This is a genomic window from Crossiella sp. CA198, from assembly GCF_052078295.1.
Lineage (GTDB): Bacteria > Actinomycetota > Actinomycetes > Mycobacteriales > Pseudonocardiaceae > Crossiella.
This window is the reverse complement of sequence record NZ_JBQJIM010000018.1, coordinates 56732-78176: the sequence shown is the minus strand read 5'-3', so window position 1 is coordinate 78176 and position 21445 is coordinate 56732. Positions and strand designations below refer to the sequence as shown.

The 21445-nt window shown below is 70.3% G+C and carries 22 protein-coding genes; 11 read left to right on the top strand and 11 right to left on the bottom strand.

Annotated features, from left to right (window positions below):
- Window positions 1-9: 9 nt before the first annotated feature.
- From ACTOWY_RS28700 to ACTOWY_RS28690, 3 genes are all read right to left on the bottom strand, one after another.
- Window positions 10-1245, bottom strand: coding sequence for a hypothetical protein (locus tag ACTOWY_RS28700; RefSeq protein WP_441312723.1), 1236 nt, complete (start codon window positions 1243-1245; stop codon window positions 10-12).
- Window positions 1246-1292: 47 nt separating this feature from the next.
- Window positions 1293-2330 carry a TRM11 family SAM-dependent methyltransferase gene (locus ACTOWY_RS28695; protein WP_441312722.1) on the bottom strand — a complete coding sequence of 346 codons (1038 nt, stop codon included), beginning with the start codon at window positions 2328-2330 and terminating at the stop codon, window positions 1293-1295.
- 191 nt (window positions 2331-2521) lie between these two features.
- A complete protein-coding gene (locus tag ACTOWY_RS28690) occupies window positions 2522-4183 on the bottom strand; it encodes a fumarate hydratase (protein WP_441312721.1) in 1662 nt (553 codons plus the stop codon).
- Window positions 4184-4339: 156 nt separating this feature from the next.
- Here ACTOWY_RS28690 and ACTOWY_RS28685 point away from each other — a divergent pair, with 156 nt between their 5' ends.
- Complete coding sequence (locus tag ACTOWY_RS28685; protein ID WP_441312720.1) at window positions 4340-5050, top strand: tyrosine-protein phosphatase; 711 nt, start codon at window positions 4340-4342, stop codon at window positions 5048-5050.
- A 791-nt stretch (window positions 5051-5841) separates the two neighbouring features.
- Here the strand turns inward: ACTOWY_RS28685 and ACTOWY_RS28680 are convergent.
- From ACTOWY_RS28680 to ACTOWY_RS28670, 3 genes are all read right to left on the bottom strand, one after another.
- On the bottom strand, window positions 5842-6831 hold the full coding sequence (locus ACTOWY_RS28680; RefSeq protein ID WP_246492520.1) for a sigma-70 family RNA polymerase sigma factor: 990 nt from the start codon (window positions 6829-6831) through the stop codon (window positions 5842-5844).
- A gap of 262 nt (window positions 6832-7093) precedes the next feature.
- Window positions 7094-7519 (bottom strand): D-aminoacyl-tRNA deacylase, encoded by a 426-nt coding sequence (gene dtd, locus ACTOWY_RS28675; protein ID WP_441312719.1) that lies wholly within the window; start codon window positions 7517-7519, stop codon window positions 7094-7096.
- Window positions 7516-9024 (bottom strand): DUF7782 domain-containing protein, encoded by a 1509-nt coding sequence (locus ACTOWY_RS28670; RefSeq protein ID WP_441312718.1) that lies wholly within the window; start codon window positions 9022-9024, stop codon window positions 7516-7518. Before ACTOWY_RS28670 ends, dtd begins: the two co-directional genes overlap by 4 nt.
- An 84-nt stretch (window positions 9025-9108) precedes the next feature.
- Between ACTOWY_RS28670 and ACTOWY_RS28665 the strand changes: the two genes are divergently transcribed.
- Window positions 9109-10176, top strand: a complete 1068-nt coding sequence (locus ACTOWY_RS28665) for a C45 family autoproteolytic acyltransferase/hydolase (RefSeq protein WP_441312717.1) — start codon at window positions 9109-9111, stop codon at window positions 10174-10176.
- A gap of 121 nt (window positions 10177-10297) precedes the next feature.
- On the opposite strand, the gene ACTOWY_RS28660 is transcribed toward ACTOWY_RS28665, so the two are convergent.
- Together ACTOWY_RS28660 and ACTOWY_RS28655 are read right to left on the bottom strand one after the other, a co-directional pair.
- On the bottom strand, window positions 10298-11845 hold the full coding sequence (locus tag ACTOWY_RS28660; RefSeq protein ID WP_441312716.1) for a PucR family transcriptional regulator: 1548 nt from the start codon (window positions 11843-11845) through the stop codon (window positions 10298-10300).
- Window positions 11832-12419 (bottom strand): CGNR zinc finger domain-containing protein, encoded by a 588-nt coding sequence (locus ACTOWY_RS28655; protein ID WP_441312715.1) that lies wholly within the window; start codon window positions 12417-12419, stop codon window positions 11832-11834. The genes ACTOWY_RS28660 and ACTOWY_RS28655 overlap by 14 nt, the downstream gene beginning before the upstream one ends.
- A 40-nt stretch (window positions 12420-12459) precedes the next feature.
- Here ACTOWY_RS28655 and ACTOWY_RS28650 point away from each other — a divergent pair, with 40 nt between their 5' ends.
- The 4 genes from ACTOWY_RS28650 to ACTOWY_RS28635 all read left to right on the top strand — a co-directional run bounded on the left by ACTOWY_RS28650 (window position 12460) and on the right by ACTOWY_RS28635 (window position 15146).
- Window positions 12460-13521 (top strand): winged helix DNA-binding domain-containing protein, encoded by a 1062-nt coding sequence (locus ACTOWY_RS28650; RefSeq protein ID WP_441312714.1) that lies wholly within the window; start codon window positions 12460-12462, stop codon window positions 13519-13521.
- Window positions 13522-13567: 46 nt separating this feature from the next.
- The gene (locus ACTOWY_RS28645; RefSeq protein WP_441312713.1) at window positions 13568-14125 is read left to right on the top strand and encodes a hypothetical protein; all 558 of its coding nucleotides are present in this window, start codon (window positions 13568-13570) and stop codon (window positions 14123-14125) included.
- 19 nt (window positions 14126-14144) lie between these two features.
- Complete coding sequence (locus ACTOWY_RS28640; protein ID WP_441312712.1) at window positions 14145-14462, top strand: DUF3099 domain-containing protein; 318 nt, start codon at window positions 14145-14147, stop codon at window positions 14460-14462.
- 120 nt (window positions 14463-14582) lie between these two features.
- Complete coding sequence (locus tag ACTOWY_RS28635) at window positions 14583-15146, top strand: DUF2017 family protein (RefSeq protein WP_441312711.1); 564 nt, start codon at window positions 14583-14585, stop codon at window positions 15144-15146.
- Window positions 15147-15286: 140 nt separating this feature from the next.
- Here ACTOWY_RS28635 and ACTOWY_RS28630 read toward each other — a convergent pair whose 3' ends face one another.
- Both ACTOWY_RS28630 and ACTOWY_RS28625 read right to left on the bottom strand, forming a co-directional pair.
- Window positions 15287-16186, bottom strand: a complete 900-nt coding sequence (locus tag ACTOWY_RS28630; protein ID WP_441312710.1) for a carbohydrate kinase family protein — start codon at window positions 16184-16186, stop codon at window positions 15287-15289.
- Between the two features lies 1 nt (window position 16187).
- Window positions 16188-17099 carry a pseudouridine-5'-phosphate glycosidase gene (locus ACTOWY_RS28625; RefSeq protein WP_441312709.1) on the bottom strand — a complete coding sequence of 304 codons (912 nt, stop codon included), beginning with the start codon at window positions 17097-17099 and terminating at the stop codon, window positions 16188-16190.
- 52 nt (window positions 17100-17151) lie between these two features.
- Here ACTOWY_RS28625 and ACTOWY_RS28620 point away from each other — a divergent pair, with 52 nt between their 5' ends.
- A complete protein-coding gene (locus ACTOWY_RS28620) occupies window positions 17152-17400 on the top strand; it encodes a DUF3039 domain-containing protein (protein WP_441312708.1) in 249 nt (82 codons plus the stop codon).
- A 190-nt stretch (window positions 17401-17590) separates the two neighbouring features.
- Here the strand turns inward: ACTOWY_RS28620 and ACTOWY_RS28615 are convergent, their stop codons facing one another.
- Window positions 17591-17851: a hypothetical protein gene (locus tag ACTOWY_RS28615; protein ID WP_441312707.1), complete on the bottom strand. Its 261-nt coding sequence runs from the start codon at window positions 17849-17851 to the stop codon at window positions 17591-17593.
- 149 nt (window positions 17852-18000) lie between these two features.
- On the opposite strand from ACTOWY_RS28615, the gene ACTOWY_RS28610 reads away from it, so the two are divergent.
- The 4 genes from ACTOWY_RS28610 (at window position 18001) to ACTOWY_RS28595 (ending at window position 21421) form a co-directional block, all read left to right on the top strand.
- Window positions 18001-19521 (top strand): hypothetical protein, encoded by a 1521-nt coding sequence (locus ACTOWY_RS28610; RefSeq protein WP_441312706.1) that lies wholly within the window; start codon window positions 18001-18003, stop codon window positions 19519-19521.
- Window positions 19522-19643: 122 nt separating this feature from the next.
- Entirely contained in the window at window positions 19644-20567 is a 924-nt protein-coding gene (locus ACTOWY_RS28605) for a hypothetical protein (protein ID WP_441312705.1), read from the top strand.
- Between the two features lie 31 nt (window positions 20568-20598).
- The gene (locus ACTOWY_RS28600) at window positions 20599-20997 is read left to right on the top strand and encodes a hypothetical protein (RefSeq protein WP_441312704.1); all 399 of its coding nucleotides are present in this window, start codon (window positions 20599-20601) and stop codon (window positions 20995-20997) included.
- A 19-nt stretch (window positions 20998-21016) separates the two neighbouring features.
- On the top strand, window positions 21017-21421 hold the full coding sequence (locus tag ACTOWY_RS28595) for a hypothetical protein (RefSeq protein WP_441312703.1): 405 nt from the start codon (window positions 21017-21019) through the stop codon (window positions 21419-21421).
- Window positions 21422-21445: the final 24 nt, after the last annotated feature.

Below are 21445 nucleotides of genomic sequence, written 5' to 3'. Positions count from 1 at the left end.
CGCCGACACTTATCCGTCCAACCAGGAACTGAACGCCGCGCCCGCGCAGATCGAGAATCCGTAGCAGGCAACCAGATTCGCCCGGTCCAGCAGGTTCCAGCGCACCCGGCCGGGCGCCCAGGTCAGTCGCTGGGCCGCTGATTCCGTTGGCACGCCGAGACTTCCCAGCAGCGGTCGCAGCGGCCGATCTGTCGAATCGGTCGCGGTGGCGGCCAGCAGCAGACCGGTGTACGCGGTGCCGGACAGTTCCGGCCACGCGCCAGGGGTCAGCTCCGGCGGGTGCCCGGCCGCGCTGATGTTGTCCAGCCGCGACAGCCAGCGCTCTGTCCACTCCGGACTGACCGGGGTGACCACGTCCCGTTCCTGTTCCCAGGCCAGATCCCGCGCACCCTGGGCGAGCAGTTCCGCGCGCAGCACCGCGATCCGCGCCGGCGCCAGCATGGCCCGCACCTCCGCGGGCGGCAGGGTGTCCAGAATGGACGGCCAGCCGCGCGGCAGACCCAGATCCAGCACCAGATCCACCTCACTCGGCTGGGCGTGCCCGGCGAAGGCCGCCTCCAGCCGGTGCGCCGGCGCGGCCCCGACCCTGGCCAGCGCGCGCACATCGTCGTAGCCGACCCTGGTCACGTTCGGCCCGTGCCGCTGCACCGGCAGCCGGTCCCTGGCCACCCCGAGCCAGCCGAACGGCAACAGCCCGGTCCCGGACTCGTCGGACAGCTCATAGCCGTGCACCGCGAACGCGGCCCGCTCATCCCGCAGCAGGTAGCCGCTCTCGCCGGTGCCGTACTCGAATTCCTCGTCCTCGTCCCAGTCCGCCACCGAGGTCGTCTCGGCCAGCCCGGTCGCGTCCAGGAACCGGGCGTGCGCCGCGGTGGCCGCGGTGGCCCAGGACCGCTGGACGAGCTGGATCTCACCCGACCGCAACCAGGTCACCACCCCGGGCGCCGGTCCGGTCCGGTCCTTGTCCCCGGAGTCCACCCGGCCGAGCCGCGTCGGCTGCCGGACCAGCCAGCTGGTCGGGTACTGCGGCCGCTGCGCGAACCCGAACCCCAGCGTGGCCCACACCGCCAGCCCGGCGCCGATCAACAGCCAGGCCCAGCGCGGCAGCCACATCGGCACGGCCATCAGCACCAGCGCGGCCACGCCGAGAGTGAGGTAGCGACCGGCCGGTCGGGCGTGCGGCTCGCCCAGGTTGAGCGGGAACGCGCCCTCGGGCAGCCAGCGGTAGCGGGTGAAGGTGCTCACCGCGACAGTATGCGTCCCCGCCCCGCCGTGGGCAGTCGGATATCGGCTCAGCCGGGTTTCCGCGCCACCACCAGATCGCGGATGATCGACTGGTCCACCCGGTGCTCGAACTCCCGCCACGGACCGTCATCGAGCGGCTGCAACCCGTTGTCCGCCAGGATCTTCACCAGATCGTCCCGGCCGGCCACGTGCGTGTTCCAGGAAATGCCGATGGCGCCGCCGGGCCGCAGGATCTGACTCCACCCGGGCACCGCGTTGTACAGCAGTTCGAGTGGGCTGCGGGACAGGTGTTTCTGGGTGGGCCGGGAACCGTGCTGCACACCGTAGGGCGCGTCGGTGACGATCGCGTCCACGGTCTCGGCCCGGAAGAACTCCCGGCTGCGCACGGTGTCGGCGTTGACCACCATGAGCTGGTTCGCCTCGCCCGCCTTGTACAACTCCTTGGTCAGCCCCAGTTTCACGCTGAGCCGCTTGCCGATCAGCGCCTTGTCCCGGCGGATCGGCGTGACCTCGTGCTGGTGCTTGATCCGGTGGTTCTTCAGCCAGGTGGCCAGGAAGTGCGCGTAGGCGTCGAAGTCCTTGCCGTCCAGGTCCATGCCGAAGGCGTCGTGCCCGTACATCAGCGCCTGGTTCAGCGTGGTGCCACGCCCGCACATCGGGTCGAAGACAGCGAGCTTTTTCTCCATCAGCTCGCCGGGTTCGGCGCGGGCGAGCAGGGTGATGTTGAGCAGCAGCTTGGTGAAGTGCTCGTTGGTCTTGCCCGAGTACTTCTGGATGGTCAGCAGATCGCTGCTGAACTTGTCCAAAGGGGACACTCGCAGCGGCCGCAGCAACTCGCCCTCGACCGCGAACAACGCGTACACCGAGGACAGGTTGGACAGCACCGAGATGTCGTACTCGTCCAGCGCCCCGGACTCGAACGTCACATACGGCACCCCGCCGATCTCCGTCTCGGCGACGTCGGCGACCTCGGTGTGCAACGCGGTCTCGCTGAACACCGCCAGCTCGGTGCGGGTCAGCCGGACGGCCGACTCCCCGTACACCCGGTTGAACGCGGGCAGAATCAGCAGCGCGTACCTTGCCATGTGCTCACAATCGTTGCGGAGTAACAATTCAGGTCTTGTGTGGTGGATCTTGCACGCCATCGTCGGGCCCAGCCCGCCCCTGGCAGCACCGCCGGGGCGGCCACGTACAACCCGGTACGCGGCCACCCCTGCGGCACCGCCAGGAACGACCTGGACGCCGACGCTCACGCACAAGATCCACCACACAAGACCTAGCGTCGGAAGGACACCTGCAGCGTGGGCTGGCTGGTGCCCGCGAAGAAGTCGTTGCCCTTGTCGTCGACCACCACGAACGCGGGGAAGTCCTCGACCTCGATCTTCCACACCGCCTCCATGCCGAGTTCGGCGTACTCGAGCACCTCGACCTTGCGGATGCAGTCCTGGGCCAGCCGGGCCGCCGGACCGCCGATGGAACCGAGGTAGAAACCGCCGTGGCTCTGGCACGCCTCGGTGACCTGCTTGGACCGGTTTCCCTTGGCCAGCATGACCAAAGAGCCGCCCGCGGCCTGGAACTGCTCCACATAGGAGTCCATCCGGCCCGCGGTGGTCGGCCCGAACGACCCGGAGGCGTAGCCCTCGGGCGTCTTGGCCGGACCGGCGTAGTAGACGGGATGATCACGCAGGTACTGCGGCATGCCCTCGCCCGCGTCCAGCCGCTCCTTGATCTTGGCGTGCGCGATGTCGCGGGCCACCACCAGCGGACCGGTCAGCGAGACCCTGGTCTTCACCGGCAGCTGGGACAGCGTGGCCCGGATCTGTTCCATCGGCAGCGTGAGGTCGATGTTGACCACCTCGTCGGACAGCTCGCCGTCGCCGATCTCCGGCAGGAACCGGGCCGGATCGCGTTCCAGCTGCTCGATGAACACGCCCTCGGGCGTGATCTTCGCCCGCGCCTGGCGGTCCGCCGAGCAGGACACCGCCACGCCGACCGGGCAGGAGGCGCCGTGCCGGGGCAGCCGGATCACCCGCACGTCGTGGCAGAAGTACTTGCCGCCGAACTGCGCGCCGATGCCGAACTGACGGGTCAGTTCCAGCACCTGCTGTTCGAGGTCGACATCGCGGAAGGCGTGTCCCAGCGGCGATCCCTCGGTGGGCAGCTCGTCCAGGTAGCGGGCCGAGGCCAGCTTGGCGACCTTGAGGTTCTGCTCCGCGGACAGACCGCCCACCACCACCGCGAGGTGGTACGGCGGGCAGGCCGCGGTGCCCAGGCTGCGCAGCTTCTCGTCCAGGAACTTGGCCAGCCGCACCGGGTTCAGCAGCGCCTTGGTCTCCTGGTACAGGAAGGTCTTGTTCGCGCTGCCGCCGCCCTTGGCCATGAACAGGAACTCGTACTTGGGCTCGGCGCCGGGCTTGGTGAACACCTCGATCTGCGCCGGCAGGTTGGAACCGGTGTTCTTCTCGTCCCAGAAGGTCACCGGCGCCAGCTGCGAGTAGCGCAGGTTCAGTTCCTGGTAGGCGTCGAAGATGCCGCGGGAGAGCGCCTGCTCGTCCGCGCCGCCGGTGAGCACGGTCTCGGTGCGCTTGCCCATCACGATCGCGGTGCCGGTGTCCTGGCACATCGGCAGCACCCCGCCCGCGGCGATGCAGGCGTTGCGCAGCAGGTCCATCGCGACGAACCGGTCGTTGCCGCTGGCCTCCGGGTCGTCGATGATCGCGCGCAGCTGGGCGAGGTGCGAGGGCCGCAACAGGTGCTGGATGTCCTTGATCGCCTCCCGGGCGAGCAGGGTCAGCACCTCGGGGTCGACCTCAAGGAAGCGTCGTCCCGCGGCCTCGACCAGCCGCACGCCCTCGGTGGTGACGAGGCGGTACTCGGTCTGGTCCGGGCCGAGCGGCAGGACGTCGGTGTACTCAAACGCCGTGGTGGTGGCAGTCACGCGGGCTCCCTTGCCTGCGATTCGGGTATCTGATGAAACTACCGCGTGCGCTCCGGCGGCCTGGCGCTGACCGGGTGTGATCCCCGTCCGGATCGAGCAGGGCGGGACCCCCGCGTAGGTTTGGACTGGCAATTCAACTCAGTCGAGGGGGACATGGTGACCACGGGACTCGTCAACGGCCGCGACCTGGGCGGGCTGCGCACAGCCGACGGCAGACTGACCCGGCACGGTGTGCTGCTGCGCAGCGAGGCCCCCCTGGCCGGCGACCCCATCCCCGACCTAGCGGGCTGGCCACCGGCGGTGGTGCTCGACCTGCGCGGCAGCAAGGAAGGCCACGCCGAGCACCCCCTGCAGGTCAACGGCACCGAGGTGCACCGCATCCCGATGCTGGACCTGATCATGGCCGCCGCGGCCACCGACCCCGGCGCACTCGACCTGGGCAAGCTCTACCTCCAGCTGCTGGAGGAGTCCGCGGAGGGCCTGGTCGAGATAGTCCGCCTGGCCGGCGCCGCCGACGGCGCGGTCCTGGTCCACTGCTCAGTCGGCAAGGACCGGACCGGCGTGTCCGTGGCCCTGCTGCTGCGGGTGGCCGGGGTCCCCAGGGAAACCGTCATCGCCGACTACGTGCGCACCGAAGCCAACATGACCGGCGTGATCCGCCGAGTGGCCACCAGCCTGGGCCGCCCAGAACCCACCGAAGCCCAGCTCGCCACCATGAAACACCTCCTGGCCGCCCCCGCCCCCGCCCTCGAAGGCGTCCTCAACGCCCTGGACGCCCACGAGAACGGCCCCCGAGGCTGGCTACTCGCCCACGGCGCCACGGAGGAAGAGATCGCCCGCTGGACCACCCGCTTCCTGACCCCGTAGCCCCACCCACAACGGCCAACACCCCGTACAACAACGGCCAACACCCCGTCCAGAACGGCCAACACGCCGGCGGGGTTTTCAACCTCCGCGAGTGTTGGCCGTTGTCGTACGCCACGTTGGCCGTTGTTGCACGCCATAGGTGTCTGCGACCGTACGAGCACTGCTCTTCGCCCTTGACTTTGACTTTCCCCCCCATCCTTTGATTTCTGCCCGTCCGGCGAGGACGCCCTTGATCTTCGCTCTTGCCCCTCAGCAACAGAGCCGAAGATCAAAAAAGGATGGCCTCGCCGGCCGGGCAGACCACCGGAGGGGTGGGGCAGATCAAGAGCCGGGATGCGCGGGTTGCGGGGCGGGGTTTGGGCTGCCGGGGCCGGTTCCAGCGTGGCTCCGAGGGCTCGCGTGTTCTCCGTACGGCCTTCCGCCAGCCAACCACACCTCACCGAGCGGCCCCGGTCGCGTTGGGAGGCTAGGGCGGCGGCAGGTTGCAGGGGCCGCTCGGTGAGGTGTGGTCTGCATGCTCCAGGCCGTACGGAGAACACGCGAGAACCCTCGTCGTGGGATTTCCACCCCCAACCCCCACCCCCGTCCGCGCTCCGCGCCATCTCGCGATACCGGGTCTGGACATGTCGGAAGGCCGGACCCGCCCCCGACGGGTCCGACCTCCCGGGGTGTGCAATCCGGCTGTAGTGGTACAGCCGGACTGCGCAGTCTGTGTTGTCTTGGAGAACCGTGCCGTGAGGCAGGTCACAAGTCAACGCTGCTATCTGGGTGAGGCGGGGGACTACTCAGCGTCAGCTCGCGTACGCGCGCAGCCGCTCGGCCCGGTCGCCCTGCCGCAGCTTGGACATGACCTCCCGCTCGATCTGGCGGACTCGCTCGCGCGAGAGGCCGAACCGGCGGCCGATCTGGTCCAGGGTCCGCGGCTGGCCGTCGTCCAGGCCGTAGCGGAGGCGGATGACGTGCTGTTCGCGGTCGTCCAGGGTGGCCAGCACGCGGCGAAGGTCGTCCTGGAGCAGGCCCGAGATGACCGCGCTTTCGGCGTCGGTGGCCTCGGAGTCCTCGATGAAGTCGCCAAGCGGGGCGTCTTCCTCGGCGCCGACCGGCATGTCCAAGCTCACCGGGTCGCGGGCGTGGTCGAGCAGGTCGGAGATCTTGTCCGCGGGCAGGCCCGACTCGGCGGCCAGCTCCTCGTGCGTGGCCTCACGGCCCAGCTGCTGGTGCAGGTCGCGCTTGATCCGGGCCAGCTTGTTGACCTGTTCCACCAGGTGCACGGGCAGCCGGATGGTGCGGCCCTGGTCGGCCATGCCGCGGGTGATCGCCTGCCGGATCCACCAGGTCGCGTAGGTGGAGAACTTGAAGCCCTTGCTGTAGTCGAACTTCTCCACCGCGCGGATCAGCCCGAGGTTGCCCTCCTGGATCAGGTCCAGCAGCGGCATACCGCGTCCGGTGTAGCGCTTGGCGAGACTGACCACCAGGCGCAGGTTCGCTTCCAGCAAATGGTTCTTGGCGGTGTGCCCGTCACGAACCAGAGTCTTCAGGTCGGCTCGGCGCTGCGGGGAAAGCGACTTCGCCTCGTCCAGCATGTGGCGGGCGAATACCCCCGCTTCGATGCGCTTGGCGAGATCGACTTCCTGCGCCGCGCTCAACAACGCGGTGCGGCCGATTCCGTTCAGGTAGACTCGAACCAGGTCAGCCGCCGGGCTCTGCGCGTCGAGGTCGTGCGCCTCGATCTGTGCAGCTTCCTGCGGCTCCTGCTCGGTAAGTTTCAGTAGGGCGGTCATCGGAGCTCCCTCCCTGGTCGCGGGCAAACGGCGTCGTGCGGGCATGCGTCACCAAGCCGACGCCCCGTTGCGCGGCGGCCCCTTCAGTGCGGGGGTTCCGTCCCTGTGCGGTTTCCCCGCCCCGTCCTGGCTGGACACTTGGATAACGAAGCCGATCTCGGTTTCGTTCCCGGTACCCACTCTCAATTAGCAAGACGTCAGGCTGACCTGCGGGGTTGCTTCCGCAGGCTGAGGATTCGCTGAGAAGGCGTAAAGAGAACCCTTAAAGATCGACCAGCACGGTGAATGGCCCGTCGTTCACGCTTTCCACCGCCATGGCCGCGCGGAACCGCCCGGTTTCCACCCGCGCACCCCGGTTAAGCAGGGCTTCTACCACCGCGGTAACCAACGGCTCGGCCACCTCGGGACGGGCCGCCCCGGTCCAGGACGGGCGCCTGCCCTTGCGGGTCTGGCCGTAGAGCGTGAACTGGCTCACTACGAGCAGCGGCGCGCCGGTTTCAGCGCAGGACCGCTCCTCCCGCAGGATGCGCAACTCGTGCAGTTTCCGGGCCATGGTGGCCGCGGTCACCTCGGTGTCGGTGTGCGTGACGCCGAGCAGCACCAGCAGTCCGGGCTCCTCGATCGCGCCGACCACCTCGTCCTCGACGGTGACGCTGGCCCGGGTGACCCTGGAGACGACCGCCCTCACGCCACGACCCAGTCGGCGGGCACCAGCATCCCGTGCTTGATCAGGTTGCGCACCGCAGGCAGCGCGCCCATGACCAGCACCTCCGTCGGCAGGCCGTGCGCGGCGGCGAGCAGCCCGAGCAGGTCGCCCAGGTCCAGGTGCCCTCGGCAGCCTGCCAGCAGCGCGGCGGCCAGATCGTCCAGGTCGTGCTGCCAGCCCGGCCCGTCCTGCCGGTGCAGCCTGCGCACCACCGAGGTCCAGCCGTCCTCGGCCGGACCGGAGATCTCCTCCAGCGCGACCGAGGCGGGCACGGTGAGCCGGGCGGCGAGCAGGTCCTCGTCCGCACTGTGCTGACGCAGCCAGGCCACCCGGTCCAGCCAGCCAGCGGTTTCCGGGCCCAGCGGGTCGTCATAGGCCTGGCGCAGGTCCTCACAGACGATGTCGGCGGGCCCGGTCTGGGTGTGCCGCAGCGTCACGAAGCCGAACCCGATGCCCTCGACCTGGTGCTCCGCGAACCAGTCCAGCCACCGCCCGGCCTGTTCCCGGCCTGCCTGCGACCGCGGATCCACGCCCGCGTCGCGCAGCCAGGTGCCGACGTAGAGCGCCGGATCGGCCACATCGCGCTGCACCACCCAGGCGTCCATGCCCTGTGCGGGCAGCCAGGAGGCGACCCGCTCGCTCCAGTCCTGGCCCTTGACGTGCAGCCAGGAGGCGAGCAGCTGCCCAACCCCGCCGTCGGCGAGGTGCTCGGGCAGCTGCCGGATGACCAGTTCGCTGGCGCTGTCCCCGGACAGCCCGGAGTCGCGGTAGACGTAGTCCACCCGCGGCGGCCCGACCACGAACGGCGGGTTGCACACGATCTGCTGGAACCGGCGGCCGGCCACCGGCTTGAACCACTCGCCGCGGCCGAGTTCCACATCGAGCTGGTTGAGCCGGAAGGTGGCCGAGGCCAGCGCCAGCGCCCGCCCGGACAGGTCCGTGGCGGTGACGTTCTCGGCGTGCCTGCTGGCGTGCAGCGACTGCACCCCGCAGCCGGTGCCCAGGTCGAGCAGGGCGCCGACCGGGCGGCGGGCGGTGGCCCTGGCCAGGCTGAGCGAGGCGTGCCCGACGCCGAGCACGTGATCGGCGGGCACCGGGCCGCCGCGGGCGTCGGAGTCCAGGTCGGAGAGCACCCACCAGGAGCCCTGGTCATCGCCGTAGGGCCGCAGGTCCAGCGCGGCCCGCGCGGACTCGCCGTCGGTGTGCAGCAGCCCGGCCCGGACCGCGTCGGCCAGCGGCAACGGCCGCAGCGCGGCGGCCAGCTCGGCCTCCGGCACCGGCTCGTTGAGCAGGAACAACCGGACCAGGGCGCCCAGCGCCCCGCCGTCGGCGCAGGCCCTGGCAGCAGGCTCCAGCTCCCCGCGGCCCAGCGCGGCGTGCGCGGTGGGCCCGAGCAGTTCGAGCACTCCGTCCGCGTGGTAGTCCGCGGACAGGAAAGCCGTCCGCAACTGGTCGCATACCTGGTCATCGATCGCTACGCCGAACACGCGAAGATCCTCACACGTTTCGCCGATCCCCACTTCTCCGCCCGTCCGCCTATGTTGAGAACGCACGGAGAAGGGGGTCATCCCATGTCTGTCGCGGTCACGGTCGCCGAGCTGGACGGGCTGCGCTGGGCCGGTCTGTGTGGCCCCCGGCTGGAGGTCTTCCGCGCGCTCGGCGAGCGGTTCCGGGCCGAGATCACCGAGGCCGTGCACACCCTGCCCGAGTGGCCGGCGCTCAACGACTACGCGCGCACCGACCAGGGCCTGGTCCGACTGTCCAGACTGAGCGCGCTGACCAGGACCAGACACCCCCAGGAATATGCCGAACTCCGCGCGATGGCCACCGGCGCGAACCTGCCTGAGCAGACGTTGCTGCTGGTCAACCTGCGTGGCGACCTGCCGCCGCCGTCCACAACGGCTGGCTGTTCGGACCTGGCCTGGCCGGGCCGGGCGCTGGCGCACAACGAGGACGGCGGGGCCGGGCTGATCGGCCGCCTGCTGCTGCTCACCCTGCACTGCGACGGGGACGTGCCGGTCACCGCGCTCTGGTATCCGGGCATGCTGCCCAGCAACGCCTTCGCGCTGACCGGGCACGGCCTGGCCGTCGGCCTGGACCACCTGCCGGTGGCCGAACCGGCCATCGCCCCCGGCCGCCATTTCGTGGCCCGCGCCCTGCACCGGGCGCGTGATCTGGACGAGGCGATCCGGCTGCTCACCACACTGCCCTCGGCGGGCGGTTTCGCCTACAACCTGGCCGAGCTGAGCACCGGCCGGGTCGTGCAGGTGGAGGCGGTGGCCGGGGCCAGCGCGGTCCAGGAGGCCGGGGCCGAGCCGCTCTGGCACACCAACCACCTGCGCCACCTGACGCTGCCCGAGCTGGTCACGCTGTCCAGCCGGGAACGCGCCAAGGTCCTGGACAGCCTGGACCCACCCGCCGAACCGGGCATCGACTGGTTCCTGGACGTCCTGACCAGCGCGCACCCGCGCGGCGTTGGCCGCCCGCCGGGTGCCGACGATTCGGCCACGCTGTGCACCTGCGTGGTGGACCTGGCCGCGGCCGAGTTCACCGTGCTGCCGCGTGGCGGCACCCGCTTCACCTGCTCGGTGGCCGACGCGCTGGCCGGACCGCCAGCCGGGTCTGCACCGCGCGGATGACCAGGGCCAGGAACACGAAGCCGCCGATCAGCACGAGCGTGTAAGGCAGGTTGGCCATGATCGGAATGGTCGGGCCGCCGACCGGTCGCCGACCACCCCCGTTCACGCCTCCTTGACGCCGCTACCAGCGATCTTTACGCGTTCCTTGCGCCGGTAGCGCGGCCAGCGCGACGGTCAGCGCGAGTCGCTGGTCCGGATCGTCCAGGCGCAGCGCGGTGAGCGCTTCGATCTTGCGCAGCCGGTAGCGCAGGGTGTTGGGATGCACGGCGAGTTTGCGCGCGGCGGCCTTGCCGTCGCCACCGGCGGCCAGCCAGGCACGCAGGGTGGCCAGGTACTCGGTGCCGTGCCCGGTGTCCTGGCGGAGCAGGTCGGCGACCGGGCCGCGGGTGGGCAGCCTGCCTGCCTCGGCGGCGGTGCGCAGCCGGAGCAGCAGCACCGCGGCCCAGTGCTCGTCGTAGTCCACGGTGTCCGCCTCGACCAGTCCGGCGACCCGGGTGGCCAGGCATTCCTCGGCTTCCAGACGGCTGGCCGGCAGGTCGGCGGGGGAGGCCCGGCCGCCGATCCCGGCGTGCACGGCCACGTCGGGGGGCAGTTCGCGCAGCAGGGAACGCAGCCAGTCGCGGGCGGGGTTGTCATCGGGCAGCACGGTGTAGAGCACGTTGCCGAGCAGCGCGCTGCGGCCGGGCCGGGACCAGCCGAAGCCGGAGGTGGCGCGTTCGAAGGCGAGCAGCGCGGCGCCGTGTTCGTTCATCCCGGCGTGCGCGTGCAGGGCGACCACGCGCAGTCCGGCGGCGGCCAGGCCGAGGCGGGACAGCGTGCCGGGCGCGTCCGCGGTGCCGTCCAGCAGGCTGAGCACGGCGTCGGCCTCGGCGCGGCGTTCCAGGTCAGCGCCCGCGCGGGCGCGCAGCAGGTGCAGGGCGGCGGTGCGGGCGCCGTCGACCATGGCCGAGTAGGCCTGCGGCCGGACCGGCGGGGTGACCTCGACCCAGACCGAGCCCAGGAGTTCCCGCCCGGCCCGGATGGCCACGATCAGGCGACCCAGCAGGCCGGGGGTGAGCGCGGGGACCAGCAGTGGTTCGTCGGAGTTGGCCAGGTGTTTGAACACGCCGTGGTCGGCAAGGGCCTTGAGCACATCGGGCGGGACCCGGCGGCCGAGGATGGTCTGCACCCGGGCGGCGTCCACGTCCTCCTGGCGGTTGGAGTAGGCCAGCACCCTGGACTGGAGGTCCTCGATGGTGACCGGCCCGCCGACCACCGCGGCGATCGCGTCGGCCACCGCGAACAGGTCGCCTGGCACGTCCCGGCTGGGGCCCTGGCCGCTGAGCACCAGGGTGTGGATCAGTCCGGCGAGGTGGCTCCAGGGCACCGCCGGGTCGACCATGAGCACCGCCGCGCCGGAGCTGCGGGCGGCGGCGAGCACGCGTTCGTCCAGCTCAGGCGGCCCGTGCAGGAGGACGGCGGCGGCGGTGGTGCCGCGCACGAGGCGGGCGGCGGCGGTGACCGAGCCGGTGCCGATGCCCAGCAGCACGTCGGTGGGGCTGGTCGGGTGGGTTTCGGTGGGATCGTGCAGGGAGAGCCCGCGCAGTTCGACGTCCCGGCCGCGCGGCGCGCAGCACAGCCGGGTGCCCAGGCCGCCGAGCACGTCGACCAGTCGCTCAAGCGTGACCACGGGCCGCCTCCTGCCGGACGCGCTGCTTGGCCCGGTTGCCGCAGCGCTGCATCGAGCACCAGCGCCGGGCGCCGGGGCGTGAGGTGTCCACGAAGAGAAGACGGCAGTCCGCCGCGGCGCAGTGCCGGACGCGGTGCCGGTACGGCCCGCCGAACAACTCGATGGCGTCCCTGGCGAACGCGGACAGCAGCGCCGCGCCATTGATCGGTTCCCGCCAGCGCCGCCCCTGGCCGGTCAGTTCGGGCACCGGCGGCGGGGCCTGGGCGAGCCGGTTCCAGTCCTCGAACGCACCGGGGGCTTTGCCACTGGCGACCCGGCTCGCGCTGAACCAGATCGACTCGCGCAGCACCTTCAACTCGGCCAGCTCCGCGGCGCTCATCCTGATCCTGGCCGGGCCGAACCGGGTGTGCGTCAGCCACTGCCGCAGGTCCTGCACCCGGTGCAGCGCCTCCCACTCCGCCCGCTCGCCCTCGCCGCCGCTGACCAGCAGTTCCAGGCACAACGCACCCGGGTTGAACCGGTAGTGCTGCCCGTCGTGCCCGACCATCGGCAACCCGGCCGGCTCCTCGCCCATGACACCACTATAACCGGTGCACACCGGTTATAGTGGTGTCATGGAGCTGGGGGCGGACCAGGCGCTGGCCTGGCGATTGCGGCGGCAGGAGCTGATCAACCCGGCCGGGCTGGACGCGGTCGCGCTGGCGGATCGGCTGTGCGGGGTGCAGGCCCAGGTGCCCTCGGCGGCCGAGCTGGCGGTGCGGATCCGCCAGGTCAAGCCCGCGCCGGGGGAGATCACCCGGGCGCTGATCACCGACCGCACGCTGGTCCGGATGTGGGCGGCCAGGGGCACCCTGCACCTGCTGCCCGCCGGGCTCGCGCCGAGTTTCGTGGCCGCGGTGGGCGCACTCCGGTTCTGGGAGAAGGGCAGCTGGCAGCGCGGCCACGGCATCACCGCCGAGGAACTGACGAGGGTGCTCGCCGCGCTGGCCGAGGTCCTGGACCACCGGCTGCTCAGCCGGGAGGACCTGGTCGCCGAGGTGCTGGACCGGGTCGGCTCGGCCCGGCTGGCCGAGCCGCTCGGCTCGGGCTGGGGCGCGCTGTTCAAACCCGCCGCCTACCTGGGCCTGCTCTGCCACGGCCCGGCCGAGGGCAACCGGGTCACCTTCACCAGCCCGGCGCACTGGCTGCCCGGCTGGACCGTGCCGGACCCGGAGCAGGCGGGCCAGGACCTGGTTCGCGCCTACCTGCGCGCCTTCGGCCCGGCCGGGCACGACGAGTTCGCGCAGTGGTTGTTCCGCAACGGCAAACCCGGCCTGACCAAACGCTGGTTCGCCGCGGTCCGGCCCGAGCTGACCGAGGTCAGCGTGGCGGGCAAGCCCGGGTTCGTGCTCACCCAGGATCTGGCCGAGCTGCGTCAGACCAAGCCGTCCAAGGCGGTCCGGCTGGTGCCGGCCTTCGATCAGTACGTGGTGGCGGTGTCCAGGGACCTGATCCCGAAGCAGCACCTGAGCAAGGTCAGCCGGGCCGCGGGCTGGATCTCGCCGGTGGTGCTGCACGGCGGCCGGGTGGCCGGGGTGTGGCGCCGCGACAACGGCGTGATCAGCACCGAACTGTTCGCCGAACTGCCCGTAAGGGCACTGTCCGCGGAGATCGAGCGGGTCGGCGCGCTGTGCTGACGCGCCCGCCGACCGGACCGGCCGGGTCCGGGCCTACTGTCGCGGCATGACGCAGGTTCCGCTCTGGGTGCCGGTGGCCGTGGGGCTGCTCGGCTTCCTCGGGGTGCTCGGCGCGCAGTTCATCGCGGCCTGGCGGGAGGACCGCCGGTGGAACCGGGAGAAAAGCCGCGATGAGGACAACAAACGATTTGACGCGCGGCGGACCGCCTATGCCGAGGTGATCGGCGCGCTGGAGTCCTGGGACTGGGTGCTGCACCCGATCAAGGACAAGGCGCGCGGTAAGGACTTGGAAATCGGCGAACCAGAACTTGTCGATCTGCGCACGGCCTGGATCGAAGCCAAGAATGTGCTCGGACCGATCAATCTGGTGGCGACCACGGAGATTCGCGATTTGTTGCGCACCGCAATGATCGCACGGTCCCGGCTCTCCCGGGAACTGACCGCTGACGGACCCGAGAACGCGCGGTTGGAACTGGTCGAGAAGCACTGGGCGCAGGCCCAGGATGCCTATGCGCGACTACGCAATGTCATGCGACGGGATCTCGGCTTCGAACCTGTCGATCCCCAGCACTCTCCCGCCCAGCCCCGGCAGGTGGAAAGATGAGGAAAGGAGGTGGTGTCGGATGACCACACAACGGGACGGCACCCCGGTCCTGATCACGGAGGCGCAGCAGTCGTACGAGGACCAGCTCGCCACCCGCAAGCGCAAGTACATGCTGATGATGTCGCTGCGTATCCCGTGTCTGGTGGCGGCGGCCGCCTGCTACCAGATCCCGTGGCTGGCCATCGGTCTGGTGCTGTTGTCGGTGCCGCTGCCGTGGATGGCGGTGCTCATCGCCAACGACCGTCCACCACGAAAGGCGGAGAAGGTGAACAGGTTCCGCCGGGTGCGTGACGATACCGCCATCGAATCGAAACAACATCCTGTAATCGAGGGCTGATCTCCACCCGGAGTGGCGGTATGGTTACGTTCCGCTCAATCACAGGGGGCTCAGGTGGACGGTGCGGAAACTCGCCCAGTAGTTGTCGGTACGGGAACTGGTCAGAGTCCGAGGTCAGGGATGTGCGGAGCGATCCATTGGGACCGGGCCAACGAGCTGGTCGTCGGGAACTTCACCTCGGCCCAGGCCAGTTGGCTACGGCGGCACCTCTCCGGTTTCGCCTCCCTTGTCCAGTGGCGAATGGACCAGTACCACACGGACTATCCGCTCGGGGCTGAGCTGGGTCTGCCGCTGCCGACCGAGGCGACCGAGGACCGCAGGCTGAACGCGATCCTGGACTGGCACTGTTGTGAGGAAGAGTCCGAGGAGGTCCGCCTCTGGCACGAACCGGATCTGTTCGCCGGTCTGTACAAGGACATCAACCTGGTCTGGGCGACCCTGCCCGAACGCGGCGGCATGGTGGTGCTGCGCGAGGAACGGCAGATCCGCGCCTGGTTCCGGGTGCTGCTGGACTACCGGATCACCGCCGCGATCAGCTGGCGGGTGCCCGATGCCATCTACGACCTGCGCCGGGAGCAGCCCGAACCCGGCGACGAACTCGGCCGCGCCTTCTACCTGACCACCTGGCTGTGGGATGTGGCGCACGAACTGGCCGAGATCAGCAAGATCACCGTTTCCCGTTAGGCCGACAGCGGATTCTCCGCCCGGGTATCCGCCGTCGTTGTTTCCCAGTACGTGGTTGCACCGCACGACGCGGCCGTGCGCTCGATGCCCCGAGGACACCGAGCGCCGCCGCACCCCTGACTTCTTCCTCCGCGGGTTGATCAGCCCCGCACGCTGAGCGGACTCGGCGGCTGCGCGCCGACGAGTTGCACCGCCCGTGCCCCCGCGGAGACCCCCGCCGCCAGCGCGGCGCCGATCTCCGCCCCGCCCCGCCAGGCCGCGAGCAGTCCCGCGTTGAAGGCGTCGCCTGCCCCGGTGGAGTCCACGCAGTCCACCACCGGCGCGTCCGCGTTGACCGTCGCGCCGGGGGACACCCAGTGCGCGCCGCCATCGCCCGAGGTCACCGCGACCGCGCCGACCACGGAGAGCAGTTGCCGCGCCGACTCCGGATCGGTGGACCCGGTGAGCACGGCCAGCTCGTCGGCGTTGGGCAGCAGCAGGTCCACCCCGGCCACCAGGTCCAGGAACTCGGTGGTGCCCAGTCGCGCGATCAGCGTCGCGGCCTGCGGGTCCACCGAGGTGGTCAGCCCGGCCGCGCGGGCCGCGGCCAGCGCCGCCACTCCGGCCGGGCGGGAGCCCTCGTCCAGCAGCACGTAGCCGGACAGGTGCAGGTGATCCGCGCCGAGCAGCGCTTCGGGGGCGATGTCGGCCGGGCAGAGCCGGGCGTTGGCACCGCGGTCGGGCAGCATCGTGCGCTGGCCCTGCGCGTCCACCAGGACCACCACACAGCACGTGGGAGCGCTCTCGTCCACCACCAGCGCGGCGGTGACCCCCGCCGCGTCCAGCTCCGCGCTGACCCGGTGCCCGGCGATGTCCCCGCCGATCCGGCCGACCAGCACCGCCTCGGCGCCGCAGTGCGCCAGCCAGGCCGCGGTGTTCGCCCCCGCGCCGCCGACCACCATGCGCACCGCCGAGCGGGTGTCGCCGCCGTGCACCAGGGGCCCGTCGTGCCGGGCCACCACGTCCAGGCCGGCGTCCCCGACCACCACGATCCGCGCCATCTCAGTTGGCTCCGCTCAGCTCGACCGCCACCCGCGCGGCGAGGTCCGCGTTGGATCGCACCAGCGCCGCGTTCGCGTCCAGACTCACACCCGCGCTGGCCTGGTGGAAATGGGCCAGAAGCACGGGAGTGACGTCCTTGCCCCGCACCTTCCGCTCGGCGAGCAGGGCCAGCCCCTCGGCCAGCAGCCGGTCGTGCAGGTCGCGGTCCATCTCGGCCTCGGCCGGGATGGGATTGGCCAGCAGCACCCCCGCCGAACCAGGCACCTGGGCCCGGTGCGCGGCCACCACGGCGGCCGCCTCGGCGGGGGAGTCCACCCGCCACGGCACAGCCTGGTCAGATTCCCGCAGGTAGAAGGCGGGGAATCGGTCGGTCCGGTACCCCAGCACCGGCACCGAGGAGGTCTCCAGCAGCTCCAAGGTGGCCGGGATGTCCAACACCGACTTCACCCCCGAACACACCACCAGCACCGGCGTCTCGGCCAGCACCGCCAGGTCGGCGGAGACATCCCAGCTCTCCCGGGCCCCGCGATGCACCCCACCCAGCCCTCCGGTGGCGAACACCCCGATCCCCGCGACCTGGGCCAGCGCGGCCGTACTGGCCACCGTGGTCGCCCCACTACGCCCAAGCCCAATGGCCGCGCCAAGATCACGCCGAGACAGTTTGACCAGCTCAGCGGCCGGATCACAGACCCGCTCCAGCTCCGCGGCGGACAGCCCCGCCACCGCCTCGCCGTCCAGCACCGCGATCGTCGCCGGCACCGCGCCCGCCGCGCGCACGATGTCCTCCAGCTCCCTGGCCACGGTGAGGTTGCGACCCGGCGGCAGCCCGTGCGCGAGGATCGTGCTCTCCAGCGCGACCACAGCGCCCCCGTCCGCCAGCGCCGATCGCACCTCGTCACTCACCCGCAGCACCGCTGCCTCCTTCTCGCTGAAGTCCATTCGTCCGTGAGGCATCATGGTGCACGTGAGCACCCAGACTCTTCCCGAGGTCGACACCACCCCGGACGCCACGGACAGCACCAGCGACGACTCGCCGAAGATGTTCCACTACGTGCGCAAAGCCAAGATCGCCGAAAGCGCGGTCATGGGCACGCACGTGGTGGCGCTCTGCGGCGAGGTCTTCCCGGTGACCAAGTCGGCCAAGCCCGGCTCCCCGGTCTGCCCCGACTGCAAAAAGATCTTCGAGAGCCTGCCCCCCGGCGGCGGCGCCTGACCCGAGTGTTGGCCGAACTCGTACACCGAGTTGGCCGTTACGGACGCCGAGTTGGCCCAAGTCGTACGGGTAGTTGGCCCAACTCGGCGTACCAGTTGGGCCAAGTCGACCGCCGTGTGTCCGTAACGGCCAACGTGGCGTCCATAACGGCCAACGTGGCGTACGACAACGGCCAACACGCCGGGTGGGGTTAGGCGCGGAGTAGGACGCAGGCTGCGGTGCCGGTGGCGAGGAGGGTGGCGCCGAGCACGGTCTGCCATTGGCCGCGGATCGGGTCCAGCAGGGCGGCCGAGCCGAACAGGACCGCGGCCACGCCGCTGGTTCCGCCGGCCAGTGCTGCCGCCAACGGGCCCGTCAGGCTCGCGGTGATCGCCAGTAACACCCCGAGCACGACCACCGACCACGCCCAGGCGCGCACCGGGCGTCCCGGCACGCTGATCAGATCGTCCACCGGGCCGAAGGTAGTCCTCGAACACGCTGTGGCGTCACCACTTCAGGGATTCCGCACGCCTGGCCGGGATCTTTGCCCGATCGGTGACTCAATCGTTTCCCCGCCGGTGCCGATGGTGATCAACATCGGTCTGCGGAAAGGAGACGTGGATGTCTGCCCGTCGTGCTGTGCCCGCCCTGCTCGGTGCCGTGGTGCTGGCCACGTCCCTGCTCGACGCGCCACCAGCGGCCGCGCAGACGCGTGACTTCCACCTGGACTGTTCGGCTGCCTGGCCCGGTACCGGGGCACCGGACTCGCCATGGCAGCGGTTGGACCAGGCCAATGGGTTCACCTTCCTGCCGGGGGATCGGTTGTTGTTGCGCCGGGGCACCGAGTGCGCGGGGGTGCTCAGCCCGCGGGGGTCGGGCGCGCCGGGGCGGCCGGTGCAGCTCGGCGCGTACGGCGAGGGCGGGAAGCCGCACATCGCGGGCGGTGGCGCGCGGGCCGCGGTGCATCTGCGCAACGTGCAGTACTGGGAGATCCGGGACATCCGGGTGAGCAACTTCGGGCCGCCGCCGGGGCCGGAGGAGCGGCGGGCCGGGATCTACGTGACGCTGACCGACTTCGGCGTCGGCCACCACTACGTCGTGGCCGATGTGGAGGTGCACGACGTCAACGGCTCCGACCACAAGGACCCCGACCCCAGCGGCGGCATCCTCTTCGGCGCGCTGGGCGCGTTGCGGCCGACCCGGTTCCAGGACATCGTGATCGAGCGCAACCGGGTCAGCCGGGTGGACCGGACCGGGATCGGCACCATCTCGCACTGGGCCCGGCGGGCCGAGCACCCCAACGGGCCTGGCAGTTCGTTCGCGCCGATCCGGGACCTGGTGGTGCGGGACAACGCGATCACCGACGTCGGCGGCGACGGGATCGTGCCGCAGAACACCCTGGGCGCGCTGGTGGAACGCAACCGGGTGCACCAGTTCAACATGCGCTCGGCCGGCTGGAACGCCGGGATCTGGCCGTGGAACTCCGATGACACGCTGATCCAGTTCAACGAGGTCTCCGGCGGGTTCGGCACCAGGGACAGCATGGCCTTCGACTTCGACGGCGGCTCCAGGAACGTGCTCTACCAGTACAACTACAGCCACGACAACGACGGTGGCGCGCTACTGGTGTGCAACGACAAGGACATGGTCAACGACGGCGGCGTGTTCCGGCACAACATCAGCCAGCACGACGGGCACCCGGACGTCGCGGTGATCTCCATCGGCTGCGCGCGGGCGACCAATGTGCGTATCCACCACAACACCTTCTTCACCGGCCGGGACACCCGGCTGGTGGCCAACTACACCGACACCCAGATCGTGGCCGCCAACAACGTCTTCGCCCGCGCGGGCGGCAGCTCGATGATCCAGGACTCGCACGGGCGTTACCAGGCCAACGCCTACTTCAACATGCCGGTGCCGGAGCGGGACGGCCGCGCGGTCACGGCGGATCCGCAGCTGCTCAACCCCGGCTCGGCCAGCGGACTCCTCGACCTGGGCGGCTACCGGCTGCGCGCGGGCTCGCCCGCGCTGCGGGCCGGGGAGCCGGTGCCGGGGGCGGGCAACCGGGACTTCTTCGGCAACCCGATGCCCAGCGTGCCCAATATCGGCGCCTACCAGGGGCCGGGCGAACTCGCCGACTGAGCAGTACTGGGCAGGACTGGGCAGTGGATGAGCAGTGGACCGGTCTGGGAAATGAGCAACGCCCGATCCCATGATTCCCTCACCCCGGCCAGCGCGCCGGGCGAGGAATCAGGGAGATCGAAATGGGTTCCATTCCGAGGAAGCTGACCGCGGCCCTGCTCGGCGCCGCCGCCATGGGTGGCGCTTTGTTGCCGGCGGCCACCGCACAGGCTGCCCCGGCGTCACCGGAATCGGCGATGGCGGCCGTGCGGGCGGCCGGGTTCAGCATTGACGTGACCAAGAGCGTCGTGGACATCACCAACCGGCTCTACGACATCATCAGCAATTCCATCGCGCACAACCAGAACCGCTCCGGTTTTGTGAACGGCATCATGGAGGGTTCCTTCTACGACGCCGGTCAGCGGTACAACGTGATGGTCACCAAGCAGAACCACCCGTACACGGCGAATCTGCACAACATCGTCTACGACGCCATCGTGCACAGCGGCTACCCCGATTTCCGGGTCATCGTCTTCGAATCCGGCACCTTCACCAATCGCGGCGACGGCGGGCACATCAACTGGGCCTTCCGCGGCTGGTTCACCCGCGAGGGCATGACCGTGCACTTCCGCAAGCCCGGCGCGGCCGCCCGGTCCGCCGTCCCGGCCGAGACCGGCTCGGCCGGGACGGCATCCGTACAGGGTGCCTCGGGCGCCGGGGTCACCATCCACCTGGACAACGGGGCCAACGGTTTCCAGGTGGCCAACGCGATCAGCAACATCAACGAGGACAACCGGGGCAAGTTCGTGGCGAAGGCGGTGGACGCCGCGTTCGAGGTGAGCGGCGGCCGCTACAACGTCGTCATGATGAACCTCAGCCAGGGCTATCACGAACGGCTGACCGGCAAGAAGCTGTACGCGAATGTCCGCTACGGGCACGTGAACTACGGCCTGTGGATCAGTGAGGCCGGGCAGTTCACCAACAACGGTGACGGCGGCTGGATCAACTGGGGCATGCGCGGCTGGTTCGACCGCGATGGCAAGACCGTCAACTTCCGCCGCCCCTGACCTTCCGCTCTGGTGTAAAGGACGACAAGACATGAGTATTCGGCAGAAAGTGGCCGGTTATGGCGCGGCGGTGCTCGCCATGGTCGGTGCGTTGAGTGTGGCGGCCCCGCAGGCCGCGCTGGCCGATGTCAACCCGTGCGATCTGGGCGCGAAGGTTCAGGAACTGCGCGGCTGGGACGCCAATGACCAGTACAACATCGTGGTGTGGAAATCGACCGCGCGGGAATCCAGCCATTTCAACGGGATCGCGCTCCAGGGGCATGAGACCGCGCAGGAGTGCAAGGGATTCTTCGGCAACACGGTGCACATCTTCTGGATGGTGTTCAAGGACGGCCATTTCACCCGCAAGGGCGATGGCGGTTACCGGAACTGGGCGTTCAGCGGCCGGTTCGAGCGCGCTGACACGCACGTCAAGTTCCTGGCCCGCTGAGCAGCAGAGGAGCACACCCATGAAGACCAAGACGATCGCCACTCGCGGGCTGACCATGCTCGCCCTGGCCGGGACGCTGGCCGTGGCCGCGCCACAGGCCGCGGTGGCCGCGGAGTTCATCAACCCGTGCAACCTGGCGGAGAAGGTCGACGAGCTGCAGGGCTTCGGCTCGGACAAGTCCAAGAACATCCTGGTCTACAAGGCCACCGCCTGGGGTGGCGGGCACTTCAACGACATCGTCACCCAGGGCACCGCCAAGGCCGTGCCGTGCGGGAACGCCTTCCCACGCAACCACGACTACCACTGGGTGGTGTTCAAGGGCGACGGCGAGTTCACCCGCAAGGGCGACGGCGGTTTCCGGAACTGGGCCTTCTACGGCAGCTTCGACCGCGACGACAACCTGGTGAAGTTCCACCGCCGATGACCACCCGGGATGCGGGGTGGGGCA